Origin of the sequence: Paraburkholderia translucens, from assembly GCF_020881035.1 — a bacterium.
In the GTDB taxonomy this organism is placed as follows: domain Bacteria; phylum Pseudomonadota; class Gammaproteobacteria; order Burkholderiales; family Burkholderiaceae; genus Paraburkholderia; species Paraburkholderia translucens.
Genome location: NZ_JAJITC010000003.1, coordinates 288,023 through 302,280 on the forward strand (window position 1 = coordinate 288,023; position 14,258 = coordinate 302,280).

General features: G+C 64.6%; 18 protein-coding genes and 1 tRNA gene. 7 read left to right on the plus strand and 12 right to left on the minus strand.

Annotation, left to right across the window (positions count from 1 at the left end):
* Positions 1–428 precede the first annotated feature (428 nt).
* Positions 429–644, plus strand: a complete 216-nt coding sequence (locus LJ655_RS06830) for a hypothetical protein (RefSeq protein ID WP_230560500.1) — start codon at positions 429–431, stop codon at positions 642–644.
* 238 nt (positions 645–882) lie between these two features.
* Here the strand turns inward: LJ655_RS06830 and LJ655_RS06835 are convergent, their stop codons facing one another.
* Both LJ655_RS06835 and LJ655_RS06840 read right to left on the minus strand, forming a co-directional pair.
* Positions 883–1,875, minus strand: a complete 993-nt coding sequence (locus LJ655_RS06835; RefSeq protein ID WP_230560501.1) for a DUF1839 family protein — start codon at positions 1,873–1,875, stop codon at positions 883–885.
* Positions 1,876–1,915: 40 nt separating this feature from the next.
* Positions 1,916–2,167: an acyl carrier protein gene (locus tag LJ655_RS06840; RefSeq protein WP_230560502.1), complete on the minus strand. Its 252-nt coding sequence runs from the start codon at positions 2,165–2,167 to the stop codon at positions 1,916–1,918.
* 302 nt (positions 2,168–2,469) lie between these two features.
* On the opposite strand from LJ655_RS06840, the gene LJ655_RS06845 reads away from it, so the two are divergent.
* The 3 genes from LJ655_RS06845 (at position 2,470) to LJ655_RS06855 (ending at position 5,227) form a co-directional block, all read left to right on the plus strand.
* Positions 2,470–3,003 (plus strand): GNAT family N-acetyltransferase, encoded by a 534-nt coding sequence (locus tag LJ655_RS06845; protein WP_230560503.1) that lies wholly within the window; start codon positions 2,470–2,472, stop codon positions 3,001–3,003.
* A gap of 323 nt (positions 3,004–3,326) precedes the next feature.
* Positions 3,327–4,046 carry a FadR/GntR family transcriptional regulator gene (locus LJ655_RS06850; protein WP_230560504.1) on the plus strand — a complete coding sequence of 240 codons (720 nt, stop codon included), beginning with the start codon at positions 3,327–3,329 and terminating at the stop codon, positions 4,044–4,046.
* Between the two features lie 140 nt (positions 4,047–4,186).
* Positions 4,187–5,227: a Gfo/Idh/MocA family protein gene (locus LJ655_RS06855; protein WP_230560505.1), complete on the plus strand. Its 1,041-nt coding sequence runs from the start codon at positions 4,187–4,189 to the stop codon at positions 5,225–5,227.
* A 34-nt stretch (positions 5,228–5,261) separates the two neighbouring features.
* On the opposite strand, the gene LJ655_RS06860 is transcribed toward LJ655_RS06855, so the two are convergent.
* The 7 genes from LJ655_RS06860 to LJ655_RS06890 form a co-directional block, all read right to left on the minus strand.
* Positions 5,262–5,921: an amino acid ABC transporter permease gene (locus LJ655_RS06860; protein WP_230560506.1), complete on the minus strand. Its 660-nt coding sequence runs from the start codon at positions 5,919–5,921 to the stop codon at positions 5,262–5,264.
* Positions 5,922–6,107: 186 nt separating this feature from the next.
* Positions 6,108–6,902: a cystine ABC transporter substrate-binding protein gene (locus tag LJ655_RS06865; RefSeq protein WP_230560507.1), complete on the minus strand. Its 795-nt coding sequence runs from the start codon at positions 6,900–6,902 to the stop codon at positions 6,108–6,110.
* 109 nt (positions 6,903–7,011) lie between these two features.
* Positions 7,012–8,034, minus strand: a complete 1,023-nt coding sequence (locus LJ655_RS06870) for a quinone-dependent dihydroorotate dehydrogenase (protein ID WP_329959682.1) — start codon at positions 8,032–8,034, stop codon at positions 7,012–7,014.
* A 108-nt stretch (positions 8,035–8,142) separates the two neighbouring features.
* Positions 8,143–8,964 carry an arginyltransferase gene (locus LJ655_RS06875; RefSeq protein ID WP_230560508.1) on the minus strand — a complete coding sequence of 274 codons (822 nt, stop codon included), beginning with the start codon at positions 8,962–8,964 and terminating at the stop codon, positions 8,143–8,145.
* Positions 8,965–9,066: 102 nt separating this feature from the next.
* Positions 9,067–9,804 (minus strand): leucyl/phenylalanyl-tRNA--protein transferase, encoded by a 738-nt coding sequence (gene aat, locus LJ655_RS06880; protein WP_230560509.1) that lies wholly within the window; start codon positions 9,802–9,804, stop codon positions 9,067–9,069.
* A gap of 9 nt (positions 9,805–9,813) precedes the next feature.
* Entirely contained in the window at positions 9,814–10,359 is a 546-nt protein-coding gene (locus tag LJ655_RS06885; RefSeq protein WP_230560510.1) for an NUDIX hydrolase, read from the minus strand.
* Positions 10,360–10,563: 204 nt separating this feature from the next.
* A tRNA-Met gene (locus LJ655_RS06890) sits at positions 10,564–10,640 on the minus strand.
* A 214-nt stretch (positions 10,641–10,854) separates the two neighbouring features.
* Between LJ655_RS06890 and LJ655_RS06895 the strand changes: the two genes are divergently transcribed.
* Positions 10,855–11,352 carry a heme-degrading domain-containing protein gene (locus tag LJ655_RS06895; protein WP_230560511.1) on the plus strand — a complete coding sequence of 166 codons (498 nt, stop codon included), beginning with the start codon at positions 10,855–10,857 and terminating at the stop codon, positions 11,350–11,352.
* Between the two features lie 74 nt (positions 11,353–11,426).
* On the opposite strand, the gene LJ655_RS06900 is transcribed toward LJ655_RS06895, so the two are convergent.
* Together LJ655_RS06900 and LJ655_RS06905 are read right to left on the minus strand one after the other, a co-directional pair.
* Positions 11,427–11,816 (minus strand): hypothetical protein, encoded by a 390-nt coding sequence (locus tag LJ655_RS06900; protein WP_230560512.1) that lies wholly within the window; start codon positions 11,814–11,816, stop codon positions 11,427–11,429.
* An 89-nt stretch (positions 11,817–11,905) separates the two neighbouring features.
* Entirely contained in the window at positions 11,906–12,097 is a 192-nt protein-coding gene (locus tag LJ655_RS06905) for a hypothetical protein (protein WP_230560513.1), read from the minus strand.
* 230 nt (positions 12,098–12,327) lie between these two features.
* Here LJ655_RS06905 and LJ655_RS06910 point away from each other — a divergent pair, with 230 nt between their 5' ends.
* Positions 12,328–12,627: a hypothetical protein gene (locus tag LJ655_RS06910; protein ID WP_230560514.1), complete on the plus strand. Its 300-nt coding sequence runs from the start codon at positions 12,328–12,330 to the stop codon at positions 12,625–12,627.
* A gap of 202 nt (positions 12,628–12,829) precedes the next feature.
* Entirely contained in the window at positions 12,830–13,114 is a 285-nt protein-coding gene (locus tag LJ655_RS06915; RefSeq protein WP_230560515.1) for a DUF1488 family protein, read from the plus strand.
* A gap of 87 nt (positions 13,115–13,201) precedes the next feature.
* Here the strand turns inward: LJ655_RS06915 and LJ655_RS06920 are convergent, their stop codons facing one another.
* The gene (locus LJ655_RS06920) at positions 13,202–14,182 is read right to left on the minus strand and encodes an NAD-dependent epimerase/dehydratase family protein (RefSeq protein ID WP_230560516.1); all 981 of its coding nucleotides are present in this window, start codon (positions 14,180–14,182) and stop codon (positions 13,202–13,204) included.
* Positions 14,183–14,258 lie beyond the last annotated feature (76 nt).

Here is a 14,258-nt window from a genome sequence, read left to right on the forward strand (position 1 = left end):
GATGCGGCGCAGCGAAGAAACCCCAGGGACGTCGCGAAGCCAAAAATGGCTTTTTGTTTCAATTCTGCAAACCCCGGCCGGCGCAGAATGCATGGCATGAAAACTTTGGGATTCGGCAAATCCCTTGATATCAAAGGCTTCGCGGTCAAAAACCGGGGGCTGTGGAAGCCGTCTCAGTTTTGAACCTGCCGCCGCATGCACGGCTTGACGGGTTCCTCGCGGCGTGCCAGAAATGATTCAAAAGTGTTAAATGCGATATGCACGCAGCCGAACGAAAGGCCTTTCAGAGGCGGTGACAGTCGCGTTCGAGCCAACAGTGAGTTGCCCAAGCAGACAGTTCGAGGCGCGCGAAGCGAGCTATTGGCGCGTTTCGCAGGCACGTGGTTAGTACCGGATGACCACCGCCCGTAGAAGATGGCGGATAAGGCATGGATCGCACGGACTGCACCGTGGCTGCCGCGAATGTTTCAGCGGCTTTAAAGGATGCCTTCGATGCCGGTGCAACGACTTCTTGCTGCAATGCCGCATGCATGATCGGCAGCCGGAGCGAGCGCAAGCAGCGGCAGCATCGCATGCACACTACGCTCGGGCAGATGAAACGCTTCGAAGACGATCTGGCTGCAGCCGATGGCGGCATCGTATGACGTTGCAATCGTGACATCGCGCGCACGGCATCGCGCCATCGCAGAGACGAAACGCCGTCGCCGCAACAAGTGGCGCGTGACACGTATCGACATCGTGGGAATCGACGAAACGTAACACCCACGAAACAACCTCGTCGTCGTCCTGAAGCTGCCTGGTCAGATCAATCGTGTCGCATGCATGCGGCGCGCCGCCGGGCAACTCGTTCGGACGCCACGGACCGACGGCCTGGACAATGCCTCAGCGCGCCAGCGCAGCTAGCGGCGACAGCGTCTTTTCATAAGCGCTTTCGAGTACGTCGAAGCAGTCCGCGCACGTATCGCGACGGCCGCACGAGATCGCGCGAGTGAGCCGGAACTGCATCACCATCGACTCCGACGCGATACTTTGCGCGGCGGCCGGTATCGTCGGCGGGATATCGAAGCCCTGCGCGAACAGCCACAGCAGATACTTCGACAGAAACTCGAAGTTCGCCCCGAGCTGCCGCATCAGATTGAACGAATACAGATGGAAGTACGCCTCGTCGCGATCGAACAGTGCGTCGAGGTGCGCGGGAAACGCGGCGCGCCATTGCGAAATTGGATTGACCAACGGACGCCGCTGAAGATGCGCGCAGAGCAGTTCCGCCGACGCATCCGCGAGCGCGTTGCCTTCGAGCGCGGGCCGCGCCTGCTTGGCGAACTGGACGTGGGGAAACAGCAGATCGGCCTGCGCGGCGAAATGCGGCAACTTGCGAAACACGCCGTCGTAGTCTTCGCCGTCGAGCCGGTGGTAGCCCGTGTCGTGGAAGTAGCCGATACGGCGCGCGGCGGCATCGACGAAGTCGATGCCGATGGTGGTCTTGCGATGCTGGCTGCGGTACGAGTTCGCGCGCGTATCGGGCAGATAGTAGCGGTCCGCTTCGACGAGCACGGTGTGTCCGCGCAGCGTCTGCGCGAGCACGTGTGCTTCGAGCGAGTCGTAGATCGCGAGCTCCTGCACCTCGGTGCCATACAGACGGTCGAGATCGTCGAGTGGAAACCTGAGGAACGTGAACTGATCGCCTTCGAAATCCTGCGTGACGGTAAACGCCAGCGCCGCGCAGGGATCGAGTCCGAAGCTATGCAGCAACTCGATCCACAGATCGACATGACAGTTGGTCTCCTGCCACACGCGTTCTCCCTGATGCAGCGCATGCGGCAAGTGCTCACGCCATTGCGTGCCGGAAGGCCCTGAGCTCCGCCACGGATTCATGCGCGCGCCTCGGCGGTGGCTTGATCCAGCAGCGGGGCGCTCACGCCGCCGCCTGGGTCTGCTGCAACTCCGTTATCGCGGCGGCCATCGAGTCGATGCTCGAGAACAGGTGCCGCGTCAGCATACGGTCGGGAATTTCCACTTTGAACTCATCTTCGATCGCCAGCATCAGATGCACGGTCGCGAGCGATGAGAGTCCGGCAGCATAGAGGTCGGCGTCGTCGGTAAGGCTATCCACAGGGACATCGATGCGTGCGGACTCGGAAAGGATGCGTCTCAATGCGGTCTTCATGCAATGCTTCCCCTTGGCTCAAAGGTCTGCCGCTGAGTGCCAACGTCGAACGGGTGTCCGCACGTCATTTTTGTGTCCACGGTCGAGGCGGTGCGGTGACCGTGGCGCGCATGCGGTGGCTGCGCCTGGTTGACTCGTATTTAAGAATTGTCAATCCGGAGCGTCAGTGCGATGGCGCACGGAATCACATCTTCCGCGCACGTACCGTGTCATCCATGTCGAGGGACCGTCATGGATCGAGATGCCATCGCGTACGGCAAGCCTCGCCGGTTCCGCCGGGAATCCTGTCCACCGGGGGCGTGATGAATTGGAGAACGCTGGAATTCGATCAGTTATCAGCACGTGAGTTGTATGTCGTGCTGCGGGCGCGCAGCGCGGTATTCGTCGTCGAGCAGTCGCATGTGTGCCTCGACGCGGACGGTCGCGACGAACGGGCGTTGCATGTGTTCGCGGTCGAGGACATGGCGCGGCCGATGCCGGTGCTCGCCTATGCGCGGGTGCAACCCGGGGATTCCGAGGATCCGGAAGTCACGATCGACAAGGTGCTGACGAGCCCGCTGCGGCGCGGCGACGGTACCGCCGAAATGCTAATTGAACGTGTGCTCGATGCGGTTGCCGAGCGCTGGCCGGGCCGCGCCACGCGGGTGAGCGCACCGCTTGGCTTGCGCGGCTTCTACGAGCAGTTCGGTTTCCGCAAGACGCAGGGGCCGTACCTCGAGCACGGGGTGCCGTTCATTGGTCTCACGCGGCAAGTGCGCGGCGCTCAGGTGCGCTTCGGTCAGCGGCGCCGCGAGCGCGACGGCGCATCGTTCGTCAATACGTTCGAACTGTTGTAACCCGTTTGTGGGCGCCGGCACGCGGACGTCCCACCCCGTGCAGGTCAGACAATTTCATCTCGTAACGTGCGTAGTCGCACAAATGAAAGCCGGCAATGCAGGCACCCTCTGAAAAGCAAGCTCGGACCCCAGGCGAAACAGGCGGCGTTACAGGAACGAAACAATTCTTCAGAGGGATAACCCTGTCAGGAAGTGTCCCAACTGGCGCATCCGTTTCGAAGCTAGCAACGTATCGGAAAACGATCCTTTTCGCATAACAACGATACGTAGGGGCCTTTCAGTCAACAGGCTACGCGGGGACAACACCGCTTCGGGGATATGCCATGGAACACGCAAACAAGGATCGCTCGCTGGTGAGCAAGGTGATGGACGGGCTCGTCACCGGCATCGTCGAAGAAAAGTACGGCGCGATACTGCCGCCGCAGGACGTGCTGTCGAAGGAGTTCGACGTGAGCCGCACCGTCATGCGCGAGGCGCTGTCGATGCTGCTCGCGCGTGACATGCTCGACGTGCGGCCGAAGATCGGCACGCGCATCCGGCCGATGAGCGACTGGCGCATGATCGACGAGGACGTCGTCAACTGGCGTTTTCGCGCGAAGCCGGATCCGATGTTCCTGCGTGACATCATCGAGTTTCGCATCCTGATCGAACCGCGCGCGTCGGCGCAGGCGGCCGCGCGCGGCAGCGCCGCGGACGTCGCGGCGATTCGCGAGGCGTTCGAGGCGTTTCGCGTGGCCCGTCCGGGAGAGGCCGGCTATCGGGAAGCCGACGAACTATTCCATACGCGCATCCTGATCGCGAGCGGCAACCAGTTCTTCAAGCAGATGGCGGCGATCATTCGCGGCGCGCTGTCGACCGTCAATCCGATCGTGGACGACCGGGAAGGACTGTGGGAGGCCGCTGTTGCGTCGCATCAGCGGGTCATCGAGGCAATCGAGCGGCGCGATCCCAGGGAGGCCGAGATCGCGTCGTTCGCGATGATCGACCACAGCGTCGAAGAGGTCGCCGCCCGGTTTTCCGCGGAGCCGCCGGCGCGGGTGTAAGCGCGGGCGCGGCAGATCTGTCAGCGCCCGGCGGTGGGGCAGGCGGCGAAGGGCGGTTCGCGTTTGCCGCGTTCGCCGCATGCGTGTTCGGCATGCGCGACAATAGCGGCTGTTCCGAACCGCATGGACCTTTGCACACGATGACAGACACGACAGCGGCACCGTACGCAGCCAACGCTCACCCGACCCATCGGCACGACACCACTTCGACGCGCGAGATCCGCTGGGGGATCGTCGGAACCGGCCGCATTGCGCGCCGCTTCGCGCAAGGGCTCGCCTGCGTGCCGCAGGCACGGCTCGCCGCGCTGTGGTCGCGTCGTGCGCAACCGGCACGCGCGTTCGCCGGCGAGTTCGGCGGCAGCGTCTGCGAGAGCTTCGACGCGCTGCTCGGGAGCGGCATCGACGCGCTCTATATCGCGACGCTGCAGGACAGTCACGCCGATTATGCGATCGCCGCGATGCAAGCCGGCCTGCACGTGCTGTGCGAGAAGCCCGCATGCATCAACGGCCCGCAGCTCGAGCGCGTGCTCGCGGCCGCGCGCGCTTCGCAACGGCTCTTCATGGAAGCGATGAAGCCGCCGTTCTATCCGCTCTACAGAAAGTTGCGCGAGCACCTCGCGGTCGACCCGATCGGCGAAGTCGGCCTCGTGCGCGCGGGTTGCTCGGTGCCGGGCGTGCCCGCCGATCATCCGTCCCTGTCGTTCGAGCATGCGGGCGGCGCGCTGCTCGATATCGGCATCTACGAGATGTTTCTGGCGGTCGACTGGCTAGGCGCGCCGCGCGACGTGCAGACGTTCGGCCGGCTCGGCCCGACCGGCGTCGATACGTTCGCGAGTCTGAACAGCCAGCACGCGCGCGGCGGCATCGCGCAACTATTCTGCGGGCTGGACCTGCACGGCAAGGGCGATGCGCTGCTGATGGCCAAAGGCGGTCACGTGAGCCTGCACGAACCGTGGTGGAACCCGTCGCGCGCGACGATCCGCTACGCGGACGGCCGCGTCGTCGAACTCGACGAGCCGTTCGAAGGCGGTGGTTTGAACTACGAGACCGCGCACTTCTGCGAGCTGATTCGCGCGGGCCGGCTGGAGAGTCCGCTGATGCCGCACGACATGTCGCGGCAGATGATCGCGATGGCCGACGCGGCGCGCGCGGCGTTGGGGCTCCGGTTCGCTGGAGAGTGAGCGGCGGGTGTGAACGAAGAGGAGCGCGCGGCGCTCAGTGCCGCGTCGGCAGCGACAGACGCCGCTCGTACCAGCGCTGCGCCCATTCGAGCACCTGGCACAGCACCCAGTACACGGCGGCGGCCGCAAGGTAGAGCGGCAGCGGCTGATAAGTCGACGCGATGATTTCCTGCGCGCTGCGCAACAGCTCGGTCACGGTGATCACGGACACGAGCGAAGTGTCCTTGATCAGGCTGATCAGGCTGTTCGACAGACTCGGCACCGCGATGCGCAGCGCCTGTGGCGCGATCACGTAGCGCAGCGTCTGACGCCGCGACAGCCCGAGGCTGTACGAGGCGAGCCACTGGCCCTGGTGGATCCCCAGAATCGCGCCGCGCATGCTTTCCGACAGATAGGCAGCGACGTTCGCCGACAGCGCGATCACGCCGGCCGGCGTCGGCTCGAGCGAAATGCCGAAGCTCGGCAGACCGTAATAAATCACGAAGATCTGCACCAGCAGCGGCGTGCCGCGCATCACGCTCACATAGACGCGCGCGATCCAGTTCAGCGGACGGCTGTGGCTGATGCCCATCAGCGCAAGCACGGCGCCGCCGATCAGGCCGAAGATCATCGAAAGGATCGCGAACTTGATCGTCAGCAAGGCGCCTTGTACGAGCACCGGCAGCGATTGGAGCAGCAGGGAAGTGATGGACATGGGCGGTGTTCTTATTGACGCACAAAGCGCACATCATAAACTTCGGCGCGCGTTAAGGCGCGATTCGCGCGATGCGGCTTGGGGTATCCGTCACGCGGGGGCTGAAGCGTGGGTCGGCTGCATCCCGCAGAAACGCGAAGGGCGGCATCGCATCACGATGCCGCCCTTCGTTTGACTGCAGGCGTATTACTTGATCGGCTTGCTGACGTCGATGCCGAACCATTTCTCCGAGATCTTCGTGAAGGTCCCGTCCGCCTCGAGTTGGGTCATGGCGTCGTCGATCGCCTTCGCGAACTCCGGGTTGCCCTTTTTGAACGGAATGCCCGACGGGTTGCCCGGGCCGACGTTCGCGCCGGTGCGCAGCGGCAGCGGCGAGTTCTTCAGCAGGTAGGCGAGCATCAGACGGTCGTTCAACGCCGCGTCGAGCCGGCCGGCCGCCAGATCGCGTAGATACTCGGGCGCGCCCGGATAGGTCTTCACGTCGATACCGGGGACCGCCTTCGCCATGTCCATGTAGTTCGTGCCGAGACCGACGCCGAGCTTCTTGCCCTTGAGGTCTTCGAGCGAGTGGAACTGGCGCGTGTCGTCCTTGCGCTGGATCAGCTGCGCGGCCGAGTACGTGTACGCCGGCGAGAAGTCGAGCGTCTGCTTGCGTGCGTCGGTGATGCCGACCTGGTTGACGATCACGTCGAACTTGCCCGCCTGCAGACCGGCGATGATGCCGCTCCACTCGGTCGTGACGAACTCCGGCTTCACGCCGAGCTTGGCTGCGACGGCCTTGGCGATGTCGACGTCGTACCCGACCAGCTCGCCCGACGGCGCTTTCGAGTTGAACGGCGGGAAGGTGCCCTCGAGACCGATGCGCAGCGTGCCGCGCTGCTTGACCTGATCGAGCAGGTCTGCCGCGTGCGCGGTGACGGCGGCCAGCGACGCGCCGAGCAGCGCGGTGGCAAGAAGCTTCTTGAGCAGGCCTGATTTCATCGTGTTCCTTTATACGTCCGGTGTTTTGACGGTCGAGAGCATAGCAAACGAGACTATTGCAACCTAAATACCGTCTGTTTATGTCTATATGCGCCGGTGGTGCGCATGCTCAGCGCAGCGCCTGCGCGCATTCGGCGACGAGCGCCGGACCGCGGTAAATGAAACCAGTATAAAGCTGCACCAGCGACGCGCCGGCCGCGAGCTTGGCGCGCGCATCGTCGCCCGAGAAGATCCCGCCGACGCCGATGATCGGCACCGCCTCGCCGACTTCGGCGCGCAGTTTGCGGATCACCGCGTTCGAGGCGTCGAACACCGGCTTGCCCGACAGGCCGCCGGCTTCGTCGCCGTGCGGCATGCCAGTGACGGCGGCGCGCGACAGCGTGGTGTTGGTTGCGATCACGCCTTCGAACTGGTGACGCAGCAAGGTGTCCGCGATGGATTTGATCTGCTCGTCGTCGAGGTCCGGGGCGATCTTCAGCGCGAGCGGCACGAGCTTGCCGTGCATGTCGGCGAGGCGTTGCTGCTTGTCCTTCAGCGCGGCGAGCAGCGCGTCGAGTTCGTCGGCGCCTTGTAGCTGGCGCAGGTTCTTCGTATTCGGCGACGAGATGTTGACCGTGACGTAGCTCGCGAACGGGTACACGCGTTCGAGGCAGTAGAGATAGTCTTCGGCGGCGCGCTCGATCGGCGTGTCGGCATTCTTGCCGATGTTCAGGCCGAGGACGCCGCGATAGCGCGCGGCCTGGACGTTCTTCACGAACTGGTCGACGCCGGCGTTGTTGAAGCCCATCCGGTTGATCACCGCGTTTGCCTGCGGCAACCGGAACATGCGCGGGCGCGGATTGCCCGGCTGCGCGCGCGGCGTCACGGTGCCCACTTCGATGAAGCCGAAGCCGAGTGCCGCCAGACCGTCGATGCACGCGCCGTCCTTGTCGAGGCCCGCCGCGAGTCCGACCGGGTTGCGGAACGTCAGGCCCATCACGGTGCGCGGCGAATCCGGCACGCGCGCCGCGAGCGCGCCGGCGAGGCCGGTGCGGCCGGCGGCGCCGAGCATGCGCAAGGTCAGATGGTGAGCGTCTTCCGCGTCCATGCGAAAGAGTTGGGCGCGAATGAGCGGATAAAGGGAACTGAGCACGGGATGAAGCCGGACGGCCGGAAAATGGGAACCCGCTATTTTACCGGCTTTGGACCTTGATGAGGCTGCCAGGGTGTGGCTCGCGACAGCCACGCCTTGCCTACTTGCCTACGGCCTGAGCGGCCCGCGTCGCCCGTGCATCGCGAAATCGACCGGCGGCAGTTCGATGCTGGCCGGATCGAGCACGCGCCACGCCCCGTCGATCAGGCCTTCGAGCGGTCGGAAATTCGCCTTGTATGCCATCTTCGGGCTTTCGCGAATCCAGTAGCCGAGATACACGTAAGGCAGATTCAGGCTGCGTGCCTGTTCGATCTGCCAGTAAATGTTGTAGGTGCCGAAGCTCGCGTGCGGCAGGTCCGGCTCGAAGAACGTATACACGGACGACAAGCCGTCGCCGAGGATATCGATCATGCTGATCATGCGCAGCGCGCCCGGCGCGTCGGGGCGTCCCGGCGCCGGCTCGCGAAACTCGACGAGCCGCGAGTTGATCCGGCTTTGCAGCAGGAACTGCTCGTACTGGTCCCGGCTGTCGCGATCCATGCCGCCGCCTGCGTGGCGCGCCGACTGGTAGCGCATATACAGCACGTAATGCTCCTCGTCGTAGTGCAGCGGCGATACGGTCGCGATCAGGTCGCCGTGCTTTTTCCAGACACGCCGCTGGGTGCGGTTCGGCTGAAAACGCTCGACCGGCACGCGCACCGGCACGCACGCGCGGCAGCCGTCGCAATACGGGCGGTAGGTGAACACGCCCGAGCGACGGAAGCCCGCCTTGACGAGGTCCGTGTAGACGTCCGAATTGATCAGGTGACTGGGTGTGGCGACTTGCGAGCGCGCGATGCGGCCGTCCAGGTAACTGCAGGGATAGGGCGCCGTTGCATAAAATTGCAGCGCGGAAAGCGGGGAAAGAGGCAGCTCGTTGGGATGAGTCACGTTGGCAGCTCTCGAAGCGTCTCTGGTACTGCAAACCCGGCACGCCTGGCTATTGATGCCGCGATTCGACGGGCAGCGGACCCGGGTTCGGCCTGATTCTTCCTACGCCGCACGCGCGACGATCTCGAGCAGGGCGGTCTTGTCGAACCGCCACGGGATCACCGGTGCGCCGACGGACGCGCGAACATGCGCGACGAACGCTTTGCGCGCAATCTCGCGACCGCCGAGCGACGCCAGATGCGACGTGTTCTGCTGGCAGTCTATCATTTCTACTTCGTGACGTCGCAAGTGGCCGACCAGCGCGGCTAGCGCCATTTTCGAGCCATCGCTGACGTCGGTGTACATCGATTCGCCGAAGAACATCCGGCCGAGCGACACGCCGTACAAACCGGCTACGCGCCTTCCCTCGAACCAGGTTTCGATGCTGTGCGCATCGCCCATGCGGTGCAATGACGAATAAGCGTCGACGACATCGGCGGTGATCCATGTGCCGCGCTGACCGCGGCGCGGCGCCTGCGCGCACGCGCGCATCACGGCGGCAAAATCGTGATCGACGCGGATTTCCCACGCATCGTCTCGCAACATGCGCTTGAGCGTCTTGCGTAGCGACGGCGACAGCTTGAACTCGGCGGGGCGCAGGATCATGCGCGGATCGGGGCTCCACCACAACACCGGCTGGCCGTCCGAATACCACGGGAAAATGCCGCGCCGGTAAGCGTCGATGAGGCGCGACGGCAGCAGGTCGGCGCTTGCCGCGAGCAGACCCGGCGCGCCGCTCGCGGCGCCGAGCGCGCGCTCGACGGGCGGGAACGGATCGTCAGCGCCGAGCCAGGGAACCATGCGCGCCGCTCAACTTTCGCGCAGTGAGCGGAAGATGTCGCCCGTATGCAGGCCGAAGCTGCCGGCCGCGCGGTCGGCGAAAAAAAAGCGCAGCGTCTGGCCGACGGTCGGAAATGCGATCTCGTCCCACGGAATCTCATGCTCCTCGAAGAGCTTCACTTCCAAACTTTCCTCGCCGGCGGCGACGTCGAGATCGAGCAGCCGCGCCATGTAGAACAGATGCACCTGATGGACGTGCGGCACGTTCAGTAACGAAAAGAGGTTCTGCACTTCGACGCGCGCGCCGGCTTCCTCGAGCGTTTCGCGCGACGCGGCCTCGGCTGTCGTCTCTCCCATTTCCATGAAGCCGGCGGGCAGCGTCCAGTAACCGTAGCGCGGCTCGATCGCGCGACGGCACAGCAGCACCTTGTCGTCCCACACGGGAACGGTGCCGACCACGTTACGCGGATTCTGATAATGCACGGTGCCGCAACTGGCGCATACGAAGCGCTCGCGATTGTCGCCCGGCGGAATGCTCAGACTGACGCCGTGGCCGCAGACAGAACAGAATTTCATTGGAAAGGGGACGAGAAAGGGTGATAGGAGTTTATCACCGGGGCGGGGCATTACTGGGACGCTGGCAGAGGCTGCCGCGTCTGACATGGTTCTCGTCCGCGGGCGGTGCGGCGTTGGTGTGGCTGGCCGGGTGGCAGTCTGCGAGGCGACAAAAACAAAAAAGGGTTACACGGCGATGCGTTGTAACCCTTCAATGATTTCGGTTGGTTGCGGGGGTAGGATTTGAACCTACGACCTTCGGGTTATGAGCCCGACGAGCTGCCAGACTGCTCCACCCCGCGTCCGTCGAAGAAAAAATTATAGCCTAACCAGACAGCCAGCGCAATAGCCATGTAAGGATTGGCTTCATTGCGGTTCGCATGCCGTCGCGACGTCGGATACCGGGAAGACCGCGGAAAGCCGCGCATGGACGCTGCGCTAGAATTCAGATACTTCACACGGCTCGCCGGATCCTCATGACGGCGGCGCTTCCACTCTCCGACTCGCTCAGCACCCATGGATATCGCTCACGATCTGCAGGTCATCGCCATTCAGGAAAAGACTCTCGTGTTTCCCCGTTTCGATCCCGACCGCGCATGGCAGGTCGGCGCCTATCTGCATGAGGTCGCGAAAGCGCGCGGCATTGCTGCCGCGATCGATGTGCGCACGTTCGGCCAGCCGCTGTTCTTCAGCCTGCTCGACGGCGCGACGCCGGACAACGTGGACTGGGCGCGCCGCAAGGGCAACACCGTCGCGCACTTTCGCCGCAGCTCGTACGCGATTGGTCTGAAGATGCAACTCGCGGGCGCGACGCTCGCCGACAAACACGGTCTGCCGGCCACCGAGTACGCGTCGCACGGCGGTGCGTTCCCGCTGACGGTAGAAGGCGCGGGCGTGATCGGGTCGATCACGGTGTCCGGTTTGCCGCAGCGCGCCGATCATGAACTCGTAGTCGAAGCGCTGTGCGCGCATCTCGGTCACGACTACGGCAAGCTCGCACTCGCGAAGTCCTGACGCAATGCGCGTACTTCCTCCATATGCGCCGCGCGCCCAAGCCTTCGCGATTGCAGCACGGAACGTGGGTCGGCTTACTTGCAGCGCACGATCATCGAGCGGTTTTTCACGTTCGCCGACACGACGTTCGTGATGCTGCCGCCGGCGGTGCCGCCTTCGTCGTTATCCTTCGACACGATGTCGTAACCCGTCGCGCCGCAGGCCTTGCCCGCCTGCACGTAGCACGAAGCCCAGCTCGAGCCCGCGTCGGCACCGCTGCAGTTCACCGCGAAGCCGGTCTGGCCGTTCGGCAGATTGATCAGCGTGGTCGTGTTCGACGACGCGCAACCGCCCAGTCCCGTGGCGAGCAGCAGGGCGGCAGGCAATGCAGCCGACAGCGACGCGCGACGCACGAGGGCAAGCGCGGCGCTGGGCCGAAGGCGGTGGAATCGGCCGGCGCGCCGCGGTTGCGTCGTGAATTGCATCGTGTTGTGTCCTTTCATTCGAATAGAGGGAGTTGGCGGCCGACACCGGCGAGGGCACCGATGCGTACGTCGACGGCGCGCGCCGCGTATCAGGGCGCTTCGACCGTGATGCCCGCCGCACTGACGAGCCGCCGGGCTTCCGCGCCTTCTTCAGTGGCCGCGTCTTCCCAGATGCTGATCGCTTTCGGGATGTCGATGCCGTGACTTTCGGCGTACGCAAACCAGTGGTTCGCCGCATCCGGCTCGGGCAGCTCGCGATTCTGCAGAAAATATTTTCCCATATTGGGCTCGCTGGACTCGAAATGGCGTCCTAACTGGAACGGATTCGACGGCGCGGAGAATGCCGTCGAGGCTGTTCGACCGGTGCGCGCGGCAGAAGTGCGGTACGACAGCGGCGCGGTGCGCACGCTCGCGTGGCGAGCCGAACTTATCGCGCTGCGGCGCGCCTTATCGTTATGGCGCCGTCGTGACTGGCGCCTGCTTACCAACCAACCGCAAGAGGAGGACGAAGATGGCTGAACGGGTCAGTGGCCCCTATCGCGGCTATTACATCAGCGCTACCGCGCGCCTCGTGCCGGCAGGCAGCGCTTCGGGCACGCCGGACGCCACGGCCGACGACGCGCACACCCGTGCGGGTGGCACTTACGTCGGCTCGGTCAGTCTCGCCGAACTCGGCCCGGACGACCCGCACCGGATCGAAACGCTGCTGGAACTCGGCGACCGGCAACGGTTCGCCAGCGAAGAAGAGGCGCTCGCGTTCGTGGAACAGGCGGCGCGTGAGTATATCGACCGATTGCTGGATGGGCAGTGAGGCTCGCGGCGGGTCCTGTGCAGACGGATGACCGAAGCGCTCGGCTCGTCAAGGCGCCGCGCGATGCCCAGAATCCGGCGAGCGCGTGCGCTGGACCGTGATCTGGCGGCGCGGGTACCATAGCGGGACCCGCGAGGGTCGGCGGCGCGCCGTGAGCTTGCGCGCGTGCTGCCTTCGCGCCGCTACCTTCTACGAGGCGACCATGGAAATCCGCTTTCCCGCAGACGCGCCCGCTTATCGCGACTCCAACTTGACCGTGGTCTTTTCCGCGCTGGTGGACGGTGAGCCGGTGCCGTGCGCGATCTCGGTCGAAGCGCTCGAGGATCATTTCGGTGCGCATACCGAGAACCTCGAAGGCTGGCTGCGTGCGTTCGATGCGGGGCGGCCGCGCATCGAGGCCGTCGCGCGCGAGCATCTGCAGATCAGCAACGGCGCGCCGGTCCTGCTAAGGAGCGGCCACTTTCCGCCGGGGCAGATGGCGGGCTGACCGGATCAGCCGAGAGTTCATCGGTGCGAGCGGCGGGGCGCTCGTCCATCCGTTCGGTTTGTTTTCCGCCCACGCATCGTCGACGCATCACCGCGAACTCACGCGCTCCGACACCTCATCTCGGGCCGCTTCGAAGCACCGCCGGATCCCTTCACGATACGACGTCTTCCTCAGCGGCCCGATCAACGCTGCCAGCGCCGAATCATCGAGCACGAGCGGTTCAGTCATCAGATAGTTCATCTCGACTAGTTCGCGCATCAGCGGATTGAATAGCCCGAGCACGCGCAGCATGCCTTTGCCGGCCACCATCAGCTTCGGCTCGCGGCCCGCGAGCGCGTACGCCTCGCGCGCCACCTCGCGCGGCGTGATCGTGCCAGCGCCGGCGAGATGCCACCAGCGGCCGTAAGCGTCGGGCGTGCGCGTGAGTCGTTCGACCACTGGACCCACATCCGGCAGATAGATGAATTCGTGCGGCATATCGATGGGGCCCAGCACCTGCGCGCGCCTGGCCGCAGCGGCGCCAACGAAGATATCGTGCAGCAGGCTGCGTTCGACGCCCGGCCCGTAGAAATCGGGCAGTCGCAACACCAGCGTTTTGAAGCCGTTCTGGCCATGGGCGGCCAGAACGAGGTTTTCCTGCGCGAGCCGCATGCGGCCCTTGAACGTGTGAGGTTCGCGCGGATGATCTTCGTGGATGGGATTGCTGCCGCGCGCGCGGCCGTACGGATATACGGTGCCGATCAGAATGAAACGTTCGACGCCCGCCGCCATTACGCCGGCGAGCGTTTTCTCCATCAACGGCGGGTGCTGCGCGAACTGATCGTAGGGCACGCCGACGAGGTAGACGACGGTCTGCAGGCCGGCGGCCGCCGCGCGGATCGAGGTGGGGTCGTCGGGGTTCCAGATGACGATTTCCGCGTGAGGGTCATGACCGAAGGTCCGCTGCAGTGCCTCGCGTGAGCGGCCGACCACCCGATAGTCGCGGCCCGCCGCGCCAAGCGCCGCCCCGATGCTTTGACCGGCCGCGCCCGCGGCACCGAATAAACCGACCTTTCCCGTGGCTTGCATGACGACTCCCTGAAGTGGCGGCGCGACGTCGCCGCGTGGCCCTGTCGCTGCGGAAATTAATGGAAGAAAGTTACTG

Excerpts from the sequence above, each read along its gene's own strand:
- LJ655_RS06855 (WP_230560505.1), top strand. The coding sequence starts at position 4,187 with ATGACAGACACGACAGCGGCACCGTACGCAGCCAACGCTCACCCGACC.
- LJ655_RS06845 (WP_230560503.1), top strand. The coding sequence starts at position 2,470 with ATGAATTGGAGAACGCTGGAATTCGATCAGTTATCAGCACGTGAGTTG.
- LJ655_RS06850 (WP_230560504.1), top strand. The coding sequence starts at position 3,327 with ATGGAACACGCAAACAAGGATCGCTCGCTGGTGAGCAAGGTGATGGAC.
- LJ655_RS06895 (WP_230560511.1), top strand. The coding sequence starts at position 10,855 with ATGGATATCGCTCACGATCTGCAGGTCATCGCCATTCAGGAAAAGACT.
- LJ655_RS06900 (WP_230560512.1), bottom strand. The coding sequence starts at position 11,816 with ATGCAATTCACGACGCAACCGCGGCGCGCCGGCCGATTCCACCGCCTT.
- LJ655_RS06885 (WP_230560510.1), bottom strand. The coding sequence starts at position 10,359 with ATGAAATTCTGTTCTGTCTGCGGCCACGGCGTCAGTCTGAGCATTCCG.
- LJ655_RS06830 (WP_230560500.1), top strand. The coding sequence starts at position 429 with ATGGATCGCACGGACTGCACCGTGGCTGCCGCGAATGTTTCAGCGGCT.
- LJ655_RS06915 (WP_230560515.1), top strand. The coding sequence starts at position 12,830 with ATGGAAATCCGCTTTCCCGCAGACGCGCCCGCTTATCGCGACTCCAAC.
- LJ655_RS06860 (WP_230560506.1), bottom strand. The coding sequence starts at position 5,921 with ATGTCCATCACTTCCCTGCTGCTCCAATCGCTGCCGGTGCTCGTACAA.
- LJ655_RS06905 (WP_230560513.1), bottom strand. The coding sequence starts at position 12,097 with ATGGGAAAATATTTTCTGCAGAATCGCGAGCTGCCCGAGCCGGATGCG.
- aat (WP_230560509.1), bottom strand. The coding sequence starts at position 9,804 with ATGGTTCCCTGGCTCGGCGCTGACGATCCGTTCCCGCCCGTCGAGCGC.
- LJ655_RS06840 (WP_230560502.1), bottom strand. The coding sequence starts at position 2,167 with ATGAAGACCGCATTGAGACGCATCCTTTCCGAGTCCGCACGCATCGAT.
- LJ655_RS06920 (WP_230560516.1), bottom strand. The coding sequence starts at position 14,182 with ATGCAAGCCACGGGAAAGGTCGGTTTATTCGGTGCCGCGGGCGCGGCC.
- LJ655_RS06835 (WP_230560501.1), bottom strand. The coding sequence starts at position 1,875 with ATGAATCCGTGGCGGAGCTCAGGGCCTTCCGGCACGCAATGGCGTGAG.
- LJ655_RS06865 (WP_230560507.1), bottom strand. The coding sequence starts at position 6,902 with ATGAAATCAGGCCTGCTCAAGAAGCTTCTTGCCACCGCGCTGCTCGGC.
- LJ655_RS06910 (WP_230560514.1), top strand. The coding sequence starts at position 12,328 with ATGGCTGAACGGGTCAGTGGCCCCTATCGCGGCTATTACATCAGCGCT.